The organism is Brachymonas sp. KE5, assembly GCF_057773645.1.
In genome coordinates, this window is sequence record NZ_CM173463.1 from 26,362 (window position 1) to 42,803 (window position 16,442).

25 protein-coding genes and 1 pseudogene are annotated in these 16,442 nt (G+C 61.8%); 19 read left to right on the forward strand and 7 right to left on the reverse strand.

Features of this window, described 5'->3' with window-relative positions; genetic code table 11:
* Positions 1-157 precede the first annotated feature (157 nt).
* The 6 genes from ACX36O_RS00170 to ACX36O_RS00195 all read right to left on the reverse strand — a co-directional run bounded on the left by ACX36O_RS00170 (position 158) and on the right by ACX36O_RS00195 (position 4,277).
* On the reverse strand, positions 158-379 hold the full coding sequence (locus ACX36O_RS00170; RefSeq protein WP_213362239.1) for a hypothetical protein: 222 nt from the start codon (positions 377-379) through the stop codon (positions 158-160).
* 579 nt (positions 380-958) lie between these two features.
* A complete protein-coding gene (gene tnpC / locus ACX36O_RS00175) occupies positions 959-2,512 on the reverse strand; it encodes an IS66 family transposase (protein ID WP_488360242.1) in 1,554 nt (517 codons plus the stop codon).
* Between the two features lie 80 nt (positions 2,513-2,592).
* Positions 2,593-2,925, reverse strand: a complete 333-nt coding sequence (gene tnpB, locus ACX36O_RS00180) for an IS66 family insertion sequence element accessory protein TnpB (protein ID WP_213362054.1) — start codon at positions 2,923-2,925, stop codon at positions 2,593-2,595.
* Positions 2,922-3,314: an IS66-like element accessory protein TnpA gene (gene tnpA / locus ACX36O_RS00185; RefSeq protein ID WP_488359854.1), complete on the reverse strand. Its 393-nt coding sequence runs from the start codon at positions 3,312-3,314 to the stop codon at positions 2,922-2,924. The genes tnpB and tnpA overlap by 4 nt, the downstream gene beginning before the upstream one ends.
* A 235-nt stretch (positions 3,315-3,549) precedes the next feature.
* Complete coding sequence (locus tag ACX36O_RS00190; RefSeq protein ID WP_213362240.1) at positions 3,550-4,011, reverse strand: helix-turn-helix domain-containing protein; 462 nt, start codon at positions 4,009-4,011, stop codon at positions 3,550-3,552.
* 2 nt (positions 4,012-4,013) lie between these two features.
* A complete protein-coding gene (locus ACX36O_RS00195) occupies positions 4,014-4,277 on the reverse strand; it encodes a DUF4258 domain-containing protein (protein ID WP_284069736.1) in 264 nt (87 codons plus the stop codon).
* Positions 4,278-4,547: 270 nt separating this feature from the next.
* Here ACX36O_RS00195 and ACX36O_RS00200 point away from each other — a divergent pair, with 270 nt between their 5' ends.
* From ACX36O_RS00200 to ACX36O_RS00270, 15 genes are all read left to right on the forward strand, one after another.
* A complete protein-coding gene (locus tag ACX36O_RS00200; protein WP_488359879.1) occupies positions 4,548-5,201 on the forward strand; it encodes a hypothetical protein in 654 nt (217 codons plus the stop codon).
* A gap of 126 nt (positions 5,202-5,327) precedes the next feature.
* On the forward strand, positions 5,328-5,579 hold the full coding sequence (locus ACX36O_RS00205) for a helix-turn-helix transcriptional regulator (RefSeq protein ID WP_213362244.1): 252 nt from the start codon (positions 5,328-5,330) through the stop codon (positions 5,577-5,579).
* Positions 5,576-5,728 carry a hypothetical protein gene (locus ACX36O_RS00210; RefSeq protein ID WP_488359880.1) on the forward strand — a complete coding sequence of 51 codons (153 nt, stop codon included), beginning with the start codon at positions 5,576-5,578 and terminating at the stop codon, positions 5,726-5,728. Before ACX36O_RS00205 ends, ACX36O_RS00210 begins: the two co-directional genes overlap by 4 nt.
* A 6-nt stretch (positions 5,729-5,734) precedes the next feature.
* Positions 5,735-5,878, forward strand: coding sequence for a helix-turn-helix domain-containing protein (locus tag ACX36O_RS00215; RefSeq protein WP_488360243.1), 144 nt, complete (start codon positions 5,735-5,737; stop codon positions 5,876-5,878).
* Positions 5,879-6,297: 419 nt separating this feature from the next.
* A complete protein-coding gene (locus ACX36O_RS00220) occupies positions 6,298-6,609 on the forward strand; it encodes a hypothetical protein (RefSeq protein WP_213362246.1) in 312 nt (103 codons plus the stop codon).
* Complete coding sequence (locus ACX36O_RS00225; protein WP_213362247.1) at positions 6,606-6,887, forward strand: hypothetical protein; 282 nt, start codon at positions 6,606-6,608, stop codon at positions 6,885-6,887. Before ACX36O_RS00220 ends, ACX36O_RS00225 begins: the two co-directional genes overlap by 4 nt.
* Positions 6,884-7,111 (forward strand): hypothetical protein, encoded by a 228-nt coding sequence (locus tag ACX36O_RS00230; protein WP_213362248.1) that lies wholly within the window; start codon positions 6,884-6,886, stop codon positions 7,109-7,111. The genes ACX36O_RS00225 and ACX36O_RS00230 overlap by 4 nt, the downstream gene beginning before the upstream one ends.
* Positions 7,108-7,383, forward strand: a complete 276-nt coding sequence (locus ACX36O_RS00235; protein ID WP_488359881.1) for a hypothetical protein — start codon at positions 7,108-7,110, stop codon at positions 7,381-7,383. Before ACX36O_RS00230 ends, ACX36O_RS00235 begins: the two co-directional genes overlap by 4 nt.
* Positions 7,373-8,263, forward strand: a complete 891-nt coding sequence (locus tag ACX36O_RS00240) for a primase/helicase family protein (RefSeq protein ID WP_250131074.1) — start codon at positions 7,373-7,375, stop codon at positions 8,261-8,263. The genes ACX36O_RS00235 and ACX36O_RS00240 overlap by 11 nt, the downstream gene beginning before the upstream one ends.
* 31 nt (positions 8,264-8,294) lie before the next feature.
* Complete coding sequence (locus ACX36O_RS00245) at positions 8,295-10,151, forward strand: DUF927 domain-containing protein (protein WP_213362250.1); 1,857 nt, start codon at positions 8,295-8,297, stop codon at positions 10,149-10,151.
* The gene (locus tag ACX36O_RS00250; RefSeq protein ID WP_488359882.1) at positions 10,132-10,566 is read left to right on the forward strand and encodes a hypothetical protein; all 435 of its coding nucleotides are present in this window, start codon (positions 10,132-10,134) and stop codon (positions 10,564-10,566) included. The genes ACX36O_RS00245 and ACX36O_RS00250 overlap by 20 nt, the downstream gene beginning before the upstream one ends.
* Before the next feature lie 4 nt (positions 10,567-10,570).
* Positions 10,571-11,089 (forward strand): hypothetical protein, encoded by a 519-nt coding sequence (locus ACX36O_RS00255; protein ID WP_213362252.1) that lies wholly within the window; start codon positions 10,571-10,573, stop codon positions 11,087-11,089.
* On the forward strand, positions 11,043-11,636 hold the full coding sequence (locus tag ACX36O_RS00260) for a hypothetical protein (protein ID WP_488359883.1): 594 nt from the start codon (positions 11,043-11,045) through the stop codon (positions 11,634-11,636). The genes ACX36O_RS00255 and ACX36O_RS00260 overlap by 47 nt, the downstream gene beginning before the upstream one ends.
* Entirely contained in the window at positions 11,629-11,973 is a 345-nt protein-coding gene (locus tag ACX36O_RS00265; protein ID WP_213362254.1) for a single stranded DNA-binding domain-containing protein, read from the forward strand. Before ACX36O_RS00260 ends, ACX36O_RS00265 begins: the two co-directional genes overlap by 8 nt.
* A gap of 30 nt (positions 11,974-12,003) precedes the next feature.
* Entirely contained in the window at positions 12,004-12,639 is a 636-nt protein-coding gene (locus ACX36O_RS00270; protein ID WP_488359884.1) for a hypothetical protein, read from the forward strand.
* 616 nt (positions 12,640-13,255) lie between these two features.
* Here ACX36O_RS00270 and ACX36O_RS00275 read toward each other — a convergent pair.
* Complete coding sequence (locus tag ACX36O_RS00275) at positions 13,256-13,816, reverse strand: LysR substrate-binding domain-containing protein (RefSeq protein WP_250131136.1); 561 nt, start codon at positions 13,814-13,816, stop codon at positions 13,256-13,258.
* A gap of 1 nt (position 13,817) precedes the next feature.
* On the opposite strand from ACX36O_RS00275, the pseudogene ACX36O_RS00280 reads away from it, so the two are divergent.
* The 4 genes and pseudogenes from ACX36O_RS00280 to ACX36O_RS00295 all read left to right on the forward strand — a co-directional run.
* Positions 13,818-14,135: pseudogene (locus ACX36O_RS00280) on the forward strand (benzoate 1,2-dioxygenase large subunit); the annotation flags it as partial.
* The gene (gene benB / locus ACX36O_RS00285; protein ID WP_250131137.1) at positions 14,129-14,605 is read left to right on the forward strand and encodes a benzoate 1,2-dioxygenase small subunit; all 477 of its coding nucleotides are present in this window, start codon (positions 14,129-14,131) and stop codon (positions 14,603-14,605) included. The pseudogene ACX36O_RS00280 and the gene benB, both read left to right, overlap by 7 nt.
* A gap of 9 nt (positions 14,606-14,614) precedes the next feature.
* Positions 14,615-15,631: a benzoate 1,2-dioxygenase electron transfer component BenC gene (gene benC, locus ACX36O_RS00290; RefSeq protein ID WP_213362259.1), complete on the forward strand. Its 1,017-nt coding sequence runs from the start codon at positions 14,615-14,617 to the stop codon at positions 15,629-15,631.
* A 1-nt stretch (position 15,632) separates the two neighbouring features.
* Positions 15,633-16,418, forward strand: coding sequence for a 1,6-dihydroxycyclohexa-2,4-diene-1-carboxylate dehydrogenase (locus tag ACX36O_RS00295; RefSeq protein ID WP_488359885.1), 786 nt, complete (start codon positions 15,633-15,635; stop codon positions 16,416-16,418).
* The last annotated feature ends 24 nt before the right edge of the window (positions 16,419-16,442 follow it).

Consider the following 16,442-nt stretch of genomic DNA (forward strand, 5'->3'; position numbering starts at 1 on the left):
TTCCCAGCGAAATGCGAGGATGCGCTTGCCCAATCTTGCGCCTGCCTGTGCATCACCCCCGCTGGCTAAGTCGGTAAGCTAACCCACCAAAACTGCTCACCGAGGCGGTTCTTTCATGCCATGTCCAATGCCCTTTGACAGGCACGTGGGTGAAAGATCAATCTTTCGCCGGGCGCAGGTACGCGGCGTGCAGGCGCTCCACTTCCAGCAGTAGAGCCAGATGCTTGCCGACCCATTCCGGGATCGGCACGCCTTCAGTGCGCCAGCGGCTGGGCGTATTGCGATGCAGGCCAGTGGCGCGGCAGAAGTCAGAAACCTTCCAGCCCAAGGCGTGCAGGTGGGCGTCGAAGTCTTGAAGGGTGTAGGCGTGTTGCGTCATGGTGTGATTCTAGGCTATTTTTTCCCGGTTATGTGCTTTATTTGACGATAGATTCACATAATTAAACATAACGCTCGTTGTATCAAGTATGCAAAGTGGACAACTTTCTGCACACTATCGGGAATAGTCAATGCAGACGCGGGTTTACCGATGTTATGCACAATGCCCACCATTTAGGCACATCAACGGGAAACCAAACGATCCGGCACCAGAGGCAGTTATCCACAGGGGCCCACCTACTGGAATCCCCGAAATGTGCGGTTTTTGATAGGTTGCGCCAATGGCGGCAAGAATCGACGCCAGCCTAAAACGTCAGGGCGTCATCGACCTGGTGCTGGCGGCGGGTTTCTTGAGTCCCTAAAAAGCGCAGTGCAGATTCTGGCGGCTCAATTTTGAGCCGCGAGATGCGGCAGGATCAGCAAAACGCAAAATTGCGCTCAGCCCAAAAATGGGCTTAGCACAGTCCAAAAGTGGACAGTCCCCAGCGCGGGGGCACCTTGGTACACCTGAATTTTTGGAGCCTATAAGTAAGCGCGCGGTGATCCCATGTTGACCGCCACCGGCGGACGTGGCTGAGACTTAGATGGCGCCTGGTTGCCAGCGGTGCGGCAAGAGTTCGTCGATGCGACTGGCTTTGTGCGTGGGCAGCCGCGTGAGCACTTCCTTGAGGTAGGCATACGGGTCGTGCCCGTTCATGCGCGCCGACTGGATCAGGCTCATGACGGCGGCGGCCCGCTGGCCCGCGCGCAAACTACCGGCAAACAGCCAGTTGTTGCGACCGACGGCAATGGGCCGGATCTGGTTCTCGATCCAGTTGTTGTCCACGGGCAGTTGTCCGTCACCCACGAATCGGGTCAGCGCATCCCATCTTCGCAGGCTGTAGTCCAGCGCCTTGGCGGTTGCCGATCCGTCGGGCACCTGTCGCCGTTGCAGTGTCATCCACTCGTGCAGGGCATCCAGGATGGGCCTTGTCTGCTGCTGTCGAACGATTTGCCGTTGTTCGGCGCCCAGATCCTTGACCTCGCGCTCGATGTCATAGACCCGGGCGAACTGTTGCAGGGCGAGCTCGGCGATCTGGCTCTGGTTGGCCGCGTGCAGATCGTAGAACTTGCGCCGGGCATGCGCCAGGCAACCCACCTCGGTCACGCCGCTGGCGATCAGGGCCTTGTAGCCACTGAAGTCGTCGCAGGTCAGACTTCCCTTCCAGGCCTTGTCGGTGCCATGGCCCAGGAAGCGCCGGGCATGCTCGCCCGAGCGAGACTCGCAGAAGTCGTAGACCACGGCCTTGATGTCTTCAAACGCCCCCGGCGCATAGGCCCAGAGGTAGGCGCGGTGCGTCTTGCCATCACCGGGCTTGAGCATGGCCACCGGAGTCTCATCGGCGTGCAGCACCCGGTGGCTGAGGATCTCGTCCTTCAAGGCATCGACCAGCGGCTGCAACCGCACGCCGCAGGTGCCTACCCATTGCGCCAGGGTCGAGCGCGGGATGGCCAGGCCGGCGCGGCCGAAGATCGCCTCCTGCCGGTACAGCGGCAGGTGATCGGCGTACTTGCCCACCAGCACCTGGGCCAGCAGGCCGGCGGTGGGGATGCCTTTGTCGATGACGTGCGCGTCGACCGGCGCCTGTTGAATGCTCTGGCACTGGGCGCATGCCCACTTGCCGCGGATGTGGCGTTCGACGCTGAACACGCCAGGCACGTAGTCCAGCTTCTCAGCCACGTCCTCCCCGATGCGTTTCATCTGGCAGCCACACGAGCAGGTGGTGGACGCGGGCTCGTGGCGGATCTCGCGACGTGGCAGGTGGGCGGGCAGTGGCAAGCGCTTGGCTTGTTTCTTCTCGGGGGTAGTCGGCGTTTGCGCCTGCGACAGCCCGTCGATCTCGCTGGCCACGGCCGCCAGGTCCGCTTCGATCTCGTCGTCGAGCAGGCTCTTCTGCTCAGGGCTGAAGCGCTCTGACTGGGCGGCGAACTTCATGCGCTTCAAGAGCGCGTTCTCGTGCGTGAGCTTGTCGATGAGGGTCTGCTTGAAGGCCAGTTCCTGGTCCTTGGCAGCAGCGGCTTGCAGCATGGACAGCAGCGCCGAGCGCAGTTGCTCGGGACTCAGACTATCAAGGGATTGCGGCTCGACCACCATGGGCATGACTGTGCCAGCGCCGGCAACGCCACGCCATTGGCACATGCACCGATTGGCAGGCAGCAGGCCTGCGATCAGATTCAGAGCATGGTGATGACGCCACCATCGCCCAGGCGCTGCCAAGGCAACCCGAGCACCAGAGCGTCGAACTGCGAGCGGCTGAGATTGGCGATCAATGCCCCCTCACGCGGCCAGACGAATTTGCCGCTATTCAGGCGCCGCGCCGCCAGCCACACACCAATACCATCGTGCACCAGAACCTTCATGCGGTTGGCTCTCCGGTTGGCAAACAGGTAGGCGTGATGCGGGCGTGCAGCACCGAAGACCGCCACCACGCGGGCCAGAGCCGATTCCGTTCCGGCGCGCATGTCCAGCGGCTCGGTGGCCAGCCAAAGGGCATCAATACGGATCATCGCAGCAACTCACGCAGTGCCTGGGCGCATTGAGCAGCCACCGTCACCGGCCAGGTAATCGTGATGGTGGCGCCGGTACGCTGCAGTTCGATACGAATGAACTCGCCCTCCGCGCCCGAGGCAGCCCCTGCCGTCTGAGCAACGCGAACATCGCTGACGCCCGTCGGAACAGGTAGGGCAACGAAGGCCGGCAGTTGCTGCTGGACGTGTGTACCCGTCAAGCGCTCTTCGCGTAACCAGCGGTGCACCATATTCGGGTGCAGGCCGTGACTCAAGGCTACACCGGCCACAGATGCACCCGGCCCACGGGTTTGAGCCAACACCAGCGCCTTGAAATCAGCGCTGTACTCGCGCCGCAGTCGGCGCTGTCCATCGATCAATCGTTCCATCGTCCCCACGATCTCCTTCGTGGGGACGATCGTCGATTACCGTCCTCGACTCAAGATGGGTTCACCGAACGCATACGCCTATAAAAAGACCGATGCACAGATTTGAGCATCGGCAGGGCGATGTGCGAATCTGCATATCGGGAGCGGCACCATCCAGCCGAAGCTAGTCCCTGCACCTGGTGTTGCAGGCAAAAGAAAAGCCGCACGATGGCGGCTGCTGTGGGGCTGGGCGGGATCAGGCGGGCACTTGATCGCAATCTTCAATGGTGCTTTCCCAGCCCTTGCGCGATTCCTGGATGACGATCTTCTGGTTTACCAGCCGCTCCACTTGGTTGGTGCGCTCCATCACCCGCCGAATCGGCACGTTGCCTTCGGCATGAGCAGCGTAGAGCAGACGCAGCAGCTTGTCTGCCCAGCGCGGCACCTTGCAGTCCTTTTCCCAGCGGGCAACAGTCTGCGCGTCAACGTCCAGAAGGTGGCCCAATGCCGATTGCGAGGCCAGCATGCCAGCGCTGCGCACATAGCGAAATTCAGCACCAGTCATGTGGCTGGGCTTCTTGGTGAGCGCCAAACACACCGCTTTGGTCAGTCCTTCTTGATCGTGAATCGCCACGGCTTCGCCAAAGCGCGTCATACGCACTTCATACCCATTTGCAAGCCATACATTGCGCAGGCCGCCGTCTTTGTACTGGATCATGGCTATTCCTTCGTTATGTCAATCACGGTCACGATGACCAATTCCGGGGCGGGATACTCCACGTTCACCACTACCGCTACGTTCATGCCTGCCACATAGCGCACCATGCGGCAGTTGAGCCCCCCATGTCTGATGTCTGGTTCGGGCGGCAGATTCATGCGCCCCTGCAGCAGCACATCGAACACCATGGGGCGGTTGACGTGGCGCTGGCGCATTCGCACATCTGCATGATCAGTGAATGCCACATTGGCACTGTCTGCGGCCATTCTGCGGATGTGTTTTTCAAGTTGGGGGATGCTTGGATCGGCCACGCTTACCTATCATTTTGATAGGACATCATACTGAAAACGGTATGCCCTATCAAACGTCCTTACATTCTGTTGGCCTTCTATTGTCAACCCGCTACACTGGACGCTTATACAGCCCACCATGGGCGAACGATTGCCAGCCCCTACCGTGGATTGATCCCCACGGCCAGACCTGCACACACCCCGGCAGGCGGGGGCTGGCACCTTGTGCGGGGTGTTGGGGTGAATATGGCGCATCACAAGATCGACTTGGCGCACTTCCGAAGAACCAATATATGGGCGCAGCAGCAATTAGCGCTGACAGCGATAGCTGACGGGGAAAACGGCGCGGAACAGCAGGCATTCCACATACTCGCGGGGCTGGTTCTGGATGACGGCGCAATCCATCCGCTTTTCCAGCAGGTAATGAATTTGCTGATGGTCGAAATCGTTCTAACAGGGCGGCTGCCTTATTCCAAAGCGGGAAGGCCAAAGCACGATGACGCTCATATAGATAAAACCCTCATCGCGTGGGAATTTTTCGATATGCGCGATGACGGGATGACATATCAGGAAACGATGGATGAGCTGGTAAAGCGTCACCATAAGGGTGAGCGTCACCTTGCGCGTATCGTCAAAGATCACAGCACACACTTGCCAAAAACTAAGGAGGAGAGAGACCAGCGGCGTGAATTTTTGCGAATGGGCGCCCGTTTTGATGCTGAGGCGAGAAAGGAGGCTGCAGAGCGTGGGGAGGTGTACGAAACCTTTTTAGAGCGAATGGGCCGGAGAATTGAAGAAATGCGGGCAGAGGCCATGAACCGCGATGTGTTGGCCGAACTGGATAAAAAAATGGATGCCGCGCTTGATCGAATTGCCGAGATGACTGCTGACAAAAAGTAGACCTGTTTTATTGTCAGTGACATAGCGGAATCACTCTTAGAAACTGCATACCGTGCCTCATCGGGCGGTATTGCAGCAACTGGCACAACCTGCAATGCCGTCCTTCCATGAAAGGATCAGACGGCAATGCAGAAAGCAGCCACCAAACCGATTCACGCGCCACAGCGTGAAGTCACCACCAGCCACGACACCCAGCCCCACTATGAGCGGGCGAAAGCAGCAGCGCGTTTCCTGAAGATCAGCGAAACGACGCTGTGGCATTGGGCGAAAACCCGTGACGATTTTCCCAAGCCGATCAAGGCCGGAACCCGCGTCACGCTGTTTGACCTGACGGCGATTCAAGCCTGGCTGCAAGGCCAGACGGAGGGTGCAGCATGAGCAGCATTCCGCACCATCACACCACGCCGGAGAAACTGCAGGCGTTGGTGCAGATTCTCAAGTCCTACCCCAGCGGCAGCGCGGCAGCGCAGCGACAGCGCATCATGGCGGCGCTTGCGCTGTTTCCCTGCACCAGCAGCGAAATGTAACGCCACCTGGACTGCTACGACTGCAATGCACGAATCAACGAGCTGCGCCACAAGGAAGGCCGCAAGATCGGCATGGCATGGGTGCAGCAGGAAACCGAAGCGGGCGAGTTGCACCGCGTGGGCCTGTTCTTTTTGGAGGCCACAGCATGAGGACCACCAAAAAGAAAACCGCCTGGAGCTGGGGAGCTGTGCAGGCGGCCATCGAATCGCATCTGGTACGGCATTCTGCCATCTACGGCTATGCCTGTACAGCAGCGGCAGCCATCGCGCTGGCGACTTGCACGAGCCTGCCCGTACATGCCACAATGACCCCGGCGCAGAAATGCGCTGGTGCTAGTCACACCAAATCTGTAGCGGTTGCTGCCCCCACCGTTAAGCGGGGTTTTGTCATGCCTGAACACCTGGCAGGACGTGGTGTATCCACGGCCAGCCGTCACGGTTACGGGCGTGGGAGCGCCTATCCGCAAGGACGGCGGCACGGCTACGGACGTGTGACTACACCCACGCCCACCCTATGCGCTAGTCACGCAAAAGGGGGCTTCTTCAACGTTCCCGTAGGAGCCTGAACCATGACAACCATCACCCGCGCCAACGGCGCAAGCATCCCCACGCCTGAAGGCGTCACTATCGATCACGTATGGCTGACGCTGACCACCAGCAAAGCCGGTACCAGCATCAAGCGCCGTACCGACGCAATCGACATGCTGACAGAGCGTGCAACGCAACTCCACGCGCTGCTGCTGCAGACGTGTGGCGCATCCCGCGACAACTTCACCGGCCAGCATGAAAGCATTCAGGAAGCCACGCTGTGGCTGGCCTGTTCTGTTGCTGAAGAAGTCAGTGCACTGGCCGAAGCGCTGGCAAGTGGAGGTGCAGCATGAAGGCGCCGACCACTTCCACGACCCCGGCCAGCAATGCCGAATTCTGGTGTGAGGAGCGTCAAGCCATCGCATTGGAAACGCTGTACCAGATCGAGCAGATGGCCGAGATGCTGAGGCTGCGCGCTGAATTTGGCGATATGGACGCACTGCAATATGCAAGCCGTGCAGCAGCTAGGGCCATTGCAGAGCTGGCCTGCAACGCCATGGCGGCGATCAATGATGAGCTGACCACTATCAAGAGCATGGAATACCAACTCGGCAAGGGGGGCGCAGCATGAGCAAAAGATCGGAATTCCGACTTAGCACCCTGGGCCTGGAGGGGCTGCAAATCGAGCTGAACACCGCCAAGGAGCGCATCGCCAGCCTGGTGTCCCTGTTGAATGATGAAATCGACAGCCACGCGATGGATGCCAGCGACAAGGCACGCATGTACGCGCTGGCTTGGGCCATCGAGCAGCAGGCGGGCGAGCTGCCGAAGCTGGTGCAGGAGGTGCAGACATGACCTTCCGAGTCGCCATCTACAGCGCATGGAGCAGCACCAATGCCGCGCTGCTGCGACGCCAGCGACTGCCCGGCACCTACCCCACGGCGGGCGACGCTGCAGCGGCTGGTGTGGTGCACCTGAAGGCCAATGCGCAGGCTGTGGGTTTTGAGGTGGAGGCGCCGGGGCTGGAAGCAGCGAACGACGCAGCGATGACAGCACGCACGATCTACCGGGCGCAAGCGGCGCGTCACAAGCGCCAGAAACGCACGGAGGTGCAGCATGACGCCTGACACCATCGTCAACGACTTCCGCGATGCGTTGCTGGGCGCCGGGTTGACGCCACCCGATCACATCGAGGCTGACGGCAAGGTGCACCGCTTCAGTACCAACGGCAAGCGCAGCGACGCGGCGGGCTGGTACTGCCTGCATCTGGATGGCCTGCCTGCTGGCATCTTCGGAGACTGGCGGCAGGGGCTGACTGTCACCTGGTGCAGCAAGAGCGACGAAGCCATGACACCGGCAGAGCGTGCAGCGATGCGCGAAACCATCCGGGCATTGCTGGTGCAGCGGCAGGCCGATCAGCAGCGCAGGCAGGAGCAAGCAAAAGCAAGCGCAATGCAGGCATGGGAGGCGGCAGGCGACTGTACCGGCCACCCCTACCTGCAGCGCAAGGGCGTGCACGGCTACGGGCTGCGGCAGTACGGCGGCTTGCTGATGATCCCGCTGCGCGACACCAGCGGCACCCTGCACAGCATCCAGACGATCACGCCTGATGGTGACAAGCGCTTTCAGGCGGGCGGCAGGGTGCGCGGCTGCTATCACGCCATCGGCAAGCCTGCAGGCGTCATCGTGGTGTGCGAGGGCTACGCCACGGGCGCCAGCATCCACGAGGTGACCGGCCACGCTGTGGCTGTGGCCTTCAACGCAGGCAACCTGCAGGCAGTGGCACAGGCGCTGCACAGGCGCTGCACAGGCGCCACCCTGACCTGCAGATCATCGTGGCCGCTGACGACGATCACGCCACGCCGGGCAACCCCGGCATGGAGCAGGCACAGCAGGCCGCGCTATCCGTGGGCGGCACCGTGGCGGTACCGCTGTTCCACGCTGGCCGACCGGCTGGCGCTACCGACTTCAACGACCTGCACCAGTTGCAGGGGCTGGCGGCAGTGAAGGCCGCATTTGATGAATTGGAGGATTGCCCATGACGGAAGCAATCACGGCACTGGCCGAAGTGCCAGCAGATACCCCTATCGGCCACCTGGTGCAGATCGAGGCGGACGGGCAGCAGGATCAGCAGCAGGCAGAACCCAGCCCCATCCCCGACCAAAAGGATCGTCCGCGCTACGTGGTGCTGAACGAGGCGGTAAAGGGCACTGACGGCAAGGTGACGCACCGTGCAGGCGTCTGGTATTTTGGCATCCGTGAGCGCAATAACGGCGAACCCGAGTTGACCCAAGTCTGGATTTGCGCACCGCTGTACATGGATGCAGTGACGCACGACCCGCAGGAAAACAACTTCGGGCGCCTGCTGCGGTTTCGCACCACGACCGGGAAATGGCGGGAGTGGGCCATGCCCATGGAGCTACTGAAGGCAGACGGCGCCGACTTGCGCGGGGCGCTGCTTTCCATGGGGCTGGAGCTGGACCCGGACAAGCGCAGCAGCCTGACGCGCTACCTGTTGAGCCTGGTGCCGAGAAAGCGGGTTCGCTGCTGCCTGCAGACCGGCTGGGCAGACGCCACCTTCCGGGCTTTCGTGCTGCCTGATACCGTCATCGGCGCCGGGGCTGGCGGCGTGGTGTTCCAGTCTGGTGAGGCAGATGGCAACGAGTACACCACGGGCGGCACACTGGACGGCTGGCGCGAGGGTGTGGCAATGCCTGCTGTGGGCAATCCCGTGCTGCTGCTGGCGCTTTGCGCTGCATTCGCTGGTGCACTGCTGGCAAGGTGCAATGCCGAATCGGGCGGGGTGCACTTCGTGGGCGATTCCAGCACCGGCAAAACCACGGCGCTGCAGGCAGCGTGCAGTGTGTGGGGCGGCGAGGGTTACCGCAGAAGCTGGCGGGCCACGGCCAACGGCATGGAGGGCGCAGCCAGCATGTTCAATGACAGCCTGCTGGCGCTGGACGAAATCAGCGAATGCGATCCGCGCGACATTGGCGCCATCGTGTACAGCCTGGGCAACGGGCGCGGCAAGCAGCGGGCCAGCAGGACCGGCACCGTTCGCACCGTGACGCGCTGGCGCTGCTTCATTGTCTCCACTGGGGAAACCACCATCGAAACGTCCATGCAGGAAGGCGGCCAGAGGGTGAAGGCGGGGCAGGCCGTGCGGCTGCTGGATGTTCGTGTGCAGCGCAGGCATGGCGCATGGGATGAGCTGCACGGCTACGCCAGCGGTACCGTCTTCAGCGACAGCATCAAGCGGGCGGCGGCAACGCACTACGGCCACGCTGGGCGGGCTTTCCTGCAGCGATTGACCCGTGAGCAAGGCGAGGACTTCGCCGAGGCGCTGGCGGGCATTCAGGCGCTGCCTGCATTCGCTGTGCGGGGTGACGGGCAGGTGAAACGGGCGGCAGCCCGGTTTGCCATGCTCGCACTGGCCGGAGAGCTTGCTACCAGCTACGGCGTCACCGGCTGGCCGGAAGGGGCGGCGACTGCAGCGGCAGCGGAGATGTTCACCGCCTGGCAGCAGGATCGGGGCGGCAGCAACGCCAACAAGGAGCAAAGCCAGATCAGGCAGGCCGTGGCCGCATTCATCGAGCTGCACGGGGCAAGTCGGTTTCAGAACGAGGACAACCCGCAAGCCGTGGTGCACAACCGGGCAGGCTGGCGCGAGAACACCGGCAGCAGTGTGCGGTACCTGTTCACGGCTTCGGGCATGAAGGAGGCGCTGAAGGGCTTTGACCTGCAACGCTCGTTGGATGTGCTGGTGCAGTGCGGGGCGCTGCCAAAGCCTGGTGCTGACGGCAGGCGCCAGACGCCCAAGCGACTGGATGGCGCCGTGCGCAAGGTGTACGAGATCAATCCCGAGCGATTGGAGGATGACCATGGGAGCGCTTAAAGCACTGATTCAGCGGCTCCACGCACAGGCTGCAACCCCTGTAACCCGCGCTGTAACCCCGGCTGTAACTCCTGTAACCCCACAAAAAACGGCTGGGGTTACAGAAAAGTTCAATGAAATCAACGGTGTAACCCCTGTAACCCGTGTAACCCCGAAATTCGATAAGGGGCAGGGTTCAAACGCAAAACCACCGGCTGCGGCGCCGATTCCAGCCCCTGCAGTGCCTGGTGCAGAAGCGGCGAACGAAGCCGAGCTGTATGACTGGCACGAGCTGGACCGGGCCTATCTGGATCACCACATGCAATGCACCCAATGCAAGACGGCAGGCAGGCGCCGGGGTGAGCGCTGCGCCATTGGTGCAGCACTGTGGCGCGACTATGAGCAAGCAATGCCCACGTGGGCGACGAAAGTATGACGCAATGAGCAACAGGGAAACTTCACCACAGTTTGAAGCGGCCAACGAGCGGGCCAAACGCTTGGTGGAGGTGCACGGCGTGGATGCACCACAGGCACAGGCTGCCATGCGGGAGGCGCTCGATCTTGCGCCCCAATGGGTCAAGGATGAGCTGAAGGCACAGCAGCAGCGGCACGAGCGCTTCCTGGCGGCAGTGGATGAAATGAATGCCGTGATTGCAGAGCATGGCGAGGATTCCCCAGAAGCGGGCATTGCCATCATGCAGGTGCACGAGCATCTGCCGGAGGAACTGCAGCAGGCCATGATGGACAAGATGTGCGAGATGTTCCAGCTACCGGCGGCCACGCACTGCGATGATGACGGCAATCCGCTGTACAGCGTGGCCGAAGTGGGCGAGGCGCTGGGGCTGGATGAGCAGGAAGCAGAGCAGGCATTTGCCGAGATGCTCGCAGCAGCAGCCGACAAGGGGCTCGACATTGGCGGCATGGTGTCAGACGCCGGGCAGGTTCACCGCATCAACTGAAGGGGCAGCAATGAGCATTCAACAACACGCAGCACGCAAGCAGGCCAGCAAGCAGGCCAACGAGTACCGCCAACGCTACGGCGCCAATCACCCGCTGACGCAGGCCATGCAGGGGCATGCCGATAGCCTGGTGTCCGATGGTGAGCTGTACGGCATGGAACCAGAAGATGCGCAGGCAGTCCGGTATGCAAGAGCGCGGGAGGAACTGCAGGCGGCTTTGCAGGAGAAGGGCGCACGCTCGATACAGGCCATGCTTGCAGCTATCGAGTGTGTGGGGTACGCACCAAAGGGACAGCAGGATCAGGTGCAGCAGGAAATGCAGGACCGCTTCGGCTTGCCGCAGCCTGGTGCATGGGCGGCAGATGGTAGGCCCATGTATTCCATGGAGCAAATCGGCGATGTGCTGGGCATGACAGAAAAGCATGTCCGCGCCACCGTGGAGGCATTGGGGCATGAGCGCTGCAATGCCGGGGTGCCTGTGAATTTTCAGCTTGCCAAGGATGCGGAAGTGCACCAACTCAACAGCGATGAGGAAGACGATGATTGATGGATTGATTGCGGGCAAGGTGTACGGCCAGCCACAAAGCAGGACCGACAGCCACGGCAAGCAATACGCGCTGGGCAAGGTCAAGGCAGCAGCCGGTAACGGCGAGGTGCTGTTTGTCTCGTGCATTGTCTTTGGTGACGCTGCACGGCAGTTCCTGGTGCTGGGTGACGGCGACGCCGTGGCGCTGGCTGGCAGCATCAGCCCGAAGGCATGGACGGACAAGGATGGGCAGGCGCGGCCAGCGCTGGATATGCAGGTGCAGCAGGTGCTGACGGCCTACCATGGCAGGAAGAAGCGCCAGCAGATGCAGGACGCAGAAAACCAGCAATTTGACTGATGTTTTCGGAATATCTTTGAGAGGTGCGGCATGGGCGGATACGGCAGCGGCAGGCACGGCGGGCGCAGCACCACATCGGACATGCGCAGTCTGGACGTGCGCCAGATGCAGCGTAATGGCTGGCTGGCGCCTGCTGCAGCAGGTGAAATCTATTGGAGCAGCAACGGGCAGCGGACAGCGACGATCAATTACCGCATGGAGGGCAAGGGCGTGCGGCTGATATACCGATCACGGCGAACCGGCGAGGACTGGAAGGATCATGACTACGTGGTGCCGCTGACCTACACCCCCTGCAACTATGGAGGAAGTCGGGTTTGGTTTCTGTGCCCCTGCTGCGGGCGCAGAGTGGCAAAGCTGTACGGCGGCGCGATCTATGCCTGCAGGCACTGCCACAAGCTGGCGTATCAGTCACAGCGGGAAACCCAAGACGGCAGGGCATTGCGCAAGGCCGACAAGATGCGGGATCGGCTGGGCTGGGTGCCGGGGATTCTCAACGGCGAGGGTGGCAAGCCCAAGGGGATGCACTGGGCGACCTATGGCCGGATGCTCGATCAGTACAGCAAAGCGTGTGAAGTCACCGTTATGGGGATGCACCGCAGGCTGGGATTGATACGGGGAAGGATTCGAGCTGCAGGCTTGCCCGATGAAGACCTGGACTTCCCATGATGGATCGGCAGCACGGCAAGATCACAGTAATGGGGTGTCAGAAGTGACACCCCTTTTGCATGGGCGCCGCAGTAGTGGCGCGACCAAAGTTGCAGGCGTGGTTGCAGGTTGCAACCCAAAAAAAAAGAGCGCCACATGCTGCCACCTGGTGCGCGACATTCGGCTCGACTTTGAGCCGATCACATCCAAACCCCGTGCTGTAACCCCTGTAACCCCATGGCAAAACGCTGGGGTTACAGAAAAAGTCAATGAAATCAACGGTGTAACCCCGTAACCCGTGTAACCCCACAAAAAAGCAATGACGGGATGCATTGCACGCTCTGCATGGTGCAATGTTGCGGCGATCAACACCATGGCTGTAGGGCATCGGCAACGGGCCAAATCGGCAGAAAAGGGGGCAGCAAATCAATTTGACGGTATTTTTGACGGTACTTTTCCGATTGGTATGTATTGGTGCTCAATGAAATCAATAGGTTATGACTTCAATGTGGTCCCCGCCAGTGCCATCCTTCCTGCCCGCTCCCCTGCGGAGCCCGCCGCCAAGCCCGCGACATGGTGTCGAGCTGGCTTTTTCATGCCCGTCGCAGCATTGCGGTAGTGCACCGGACCGGCATGCTCACAGCGTTTCCCGCACATAGGCAATCCCTTCGTCGTCATAGATGGTGTAGATCAGCTGCAGCAGGTTGCGAAGGTCCTGCGAGTCGTCCAGCATGCGGATGGCCATGACGATGGGGGAAGTGACGCCCCGCTCGTCCAGCGGGAGGTAGGTGACGTCGGTGCGCTGCATGCCGTGCACGCTTTTCGGCACGATGGACAGCCCGGCGCCGGCGGCGACGAGGCCGAGGGCGATCTGTAGTTCGCGCACTTCCTGCATGTTGGCGGGCTCGAGGCCGCGGTCGCGGAAGGCGGCGAGCACCTGGTCGGCAAAGCTGGGGCGCGGGGCGCGCGGGAACAGGATAAGCGGTTCGTGCACGATCTGCTGCAGGCGCACCGGCTTGCCGGCCAGGCCCAGCGGATGCTCGAACGGCACGGCGAGCATCATCACTTCCTCGCGCAGCACGATGCGGCGCACGTTGGCGTCGTCGATGCGCACGCGGCCGAAGCCGACATCGATGCGACCTTCCTTCAGCGCCTGGTTCTGCTCGACGGTGGCCATCTCGTGCAGGGTGAGCTCGATGCGCCGCATCCGCCAGTATGAAGATTTCTTCAACGCCAGCGGCATGGCCACGCCGGACGATCTGGAAGAGTTCCGCGCCTGCCAGCAGGGCTACAACGGCATTGCGCTGGAGTGGAACGACCAGTCGCGCGGCAGCAAGCACTGGATCCGCGGTGCGGACGAAGCCGCCGATGCCATCGGCCTGAAGCCGCTGCTGTCGGGCGTGAAGACCGAGGACGAGGGACTGTACACGCTGCAGCACCACTACTGGATGGAAGTGATGCAGAAGGCCGTAGAAAAAGAAGGAGCAGCAGCAAGAGCGCGAACAACGATCTGGTGAACCTGAAGGCTTTCCTGTACAAGGAGGCGCGCCTGCTGGATGACGAACAGTGGGACGAGTGGCTGGAGTGTTATGACGAGAACGCGCAGTTCTGGGTGCCCTCGTGGGATGACGACGACACGCTGGTGAAGGATCCGCAGCGCGAAATCTCGTTGATCTATTACCCGAACCGCCAGGGTCTGGAAGACCGCGTGTTCCGCATCAAGACCGAGCGCTCCAGCGCCACCATGCCGGACACCCGCACCAGCCACAACATCAGCAATGTGGAGCTGGAAGTGCAGCAGGGCGACATCGTCACCGTGCGCTTCAACTGGCACACGCTGAGCTTCCGCTACAAGACGATTTACCAGTACTTCGGCATGTCGCGCTATCGGATCGACGTCTCCGGCGCGCAGCCGAAGATCGTGGACAAGTACGTGGTGCTGAAGAACGACTACATCAACCAGGTGATCGACATTTTTCACATCTGAGGTGCCATCATGACGTACAGCATCGCACTGCAGTTCGAGGACGGTGTCACCCGCTTCATCCACTGCAATCCCGGCGAGAAGGTGGCCGATGCCGCCTACCGCCAGAAACTGAATATTCCGCTGGATTGCCGTGACGGCGCATGCGGCACCTGCCGCTGCCATTGCGAATCCGGCAGCTATGACATGCCCGAATCCACCTATGTGGAAGATGCGCTCACGCCGGACGAGGCGGCGGAGGGCTATGTGCTGACCTGCCAGATGAAGCCGACCTCGGACTGCGTGGTGAAAGTGCCGGCATCGTCGGCCGCCTGCAAGACCGGGGTGCACAACTTCGATGGCGCGGTGGCAGCGGTGCAGCGCCTGTCGGACACCACCTTCGGCTTCGCCATCCAGCTCGATGATCCGGCCAGCCAGAGCTTTCTGCCGGGCCAGTACATGAATGTGCAGATTCCGGGCGCGGAGCTGACGCGTGCCTATTCCTTCAGCTCGCCGCCGGGTGCGGCACAGGCCGAGTTCGTGGTGCGCAATGTGCCGGGCGGGCGCATGAGCGGCTGGCTGGGCGAGCAGGCCAAGGTGGAGGAGCGCATCCGCATCTCCGGGCCGTATGGCAGCTTCTACCTGCGCCCGGTGCAGCGCCCGGTGTTGTTCCTGGCTGGGGGCACGGGGCTGGCGCCCTTCCTGTCGATGCTGGACGTGCTGGCGAAGACGGGCAGCCCGCAGCCGGTGCGCATGGTGCTGGGCGTGACCAACGATGCCGATCTGGTTGTCATCGACAAGCTGCAGCAGATGCAGGCGCAGCATGATTGGTTCGAGTTCCGCACCTGCGTGGCGGCGCCCGAGAGCGCGCACGAGCGCAAGGGCTATGTGACGCAGCATCTGGAGTCCGAATGGCTCAATGGCGGCGACGTGGATGTCTATCTGTGCGGTCCGGTGCCCATGGTGGATGCGGTGCGCCACTGGCTGGACGAACAGGGCGTGAAGCCGGCGAGCTTCCACTACGAGAAATTTGCTCCGAGCGAGGCCTGAGATGCAGGGACGTGAACGCTACGCCGGCAAGACGGTGATCGTGACGGGCGCGGCACAGGGCATTGGCCGCGGCGTGGCGCTGGCGCTGGCGCAGGAAGGGGCGCGCCTGCTGCTGGCCGACCGCTCCGAACTGGTGCAGGAAACGGCGGACGAGGCGCGCGCGCTGGGTGCGGATGTGGCCGTGGAACTGGCCGATCTGGAAACCTGGGACGGCGCCGAGGCGGTGGCCAAGGCGGCGGTCAAGAAATACAAGCGCATCGACGTGCTGGTGAACAACGTGGGCGGTTCGATCTGGTTCAAGCCCTATCAGGAATACCAGCCCGAAGAAGTGGAGGCCGAAGTGCGCCGCTCGCTGTTCCCGACGCTGTGGATGTGCCGTGCGGTGCTGCCGCAGATGCTCAAGCAGAAGGTCGGGGCGATCGTGAATGTGTCCTCGATTGCCACGCGCGGCATCTACCGCATTCCGTACTCTGCCTCGAAAGGTGGCGTGAATGCGCTGACGGCCAGCCTGGCGTTCGAGCATGCCCAGGACGGCATCCGCGTGAATGCGGTGGCCACCGGCGGCACCGAAGCGCCGCCGCGCCGTATCCCGCGTAACCCGAACAAGCTGAGCAAGAAGGAAAAAGCCTGGATGCAGGGCATCGTCGACCAGACGCTGTCCAGCAGCCTGATGCACCGCTACGGCACGATCGATGAGCAGGTCGGCGCCATCCTGTTCCTGGGATCGGACGAGGCCTCGTACATCACCGGATCGGTGCTGCCCGTGGGCGGCGGCGACCAGGGCTGAACCGAGCCCCACCCTTCAGGAAGT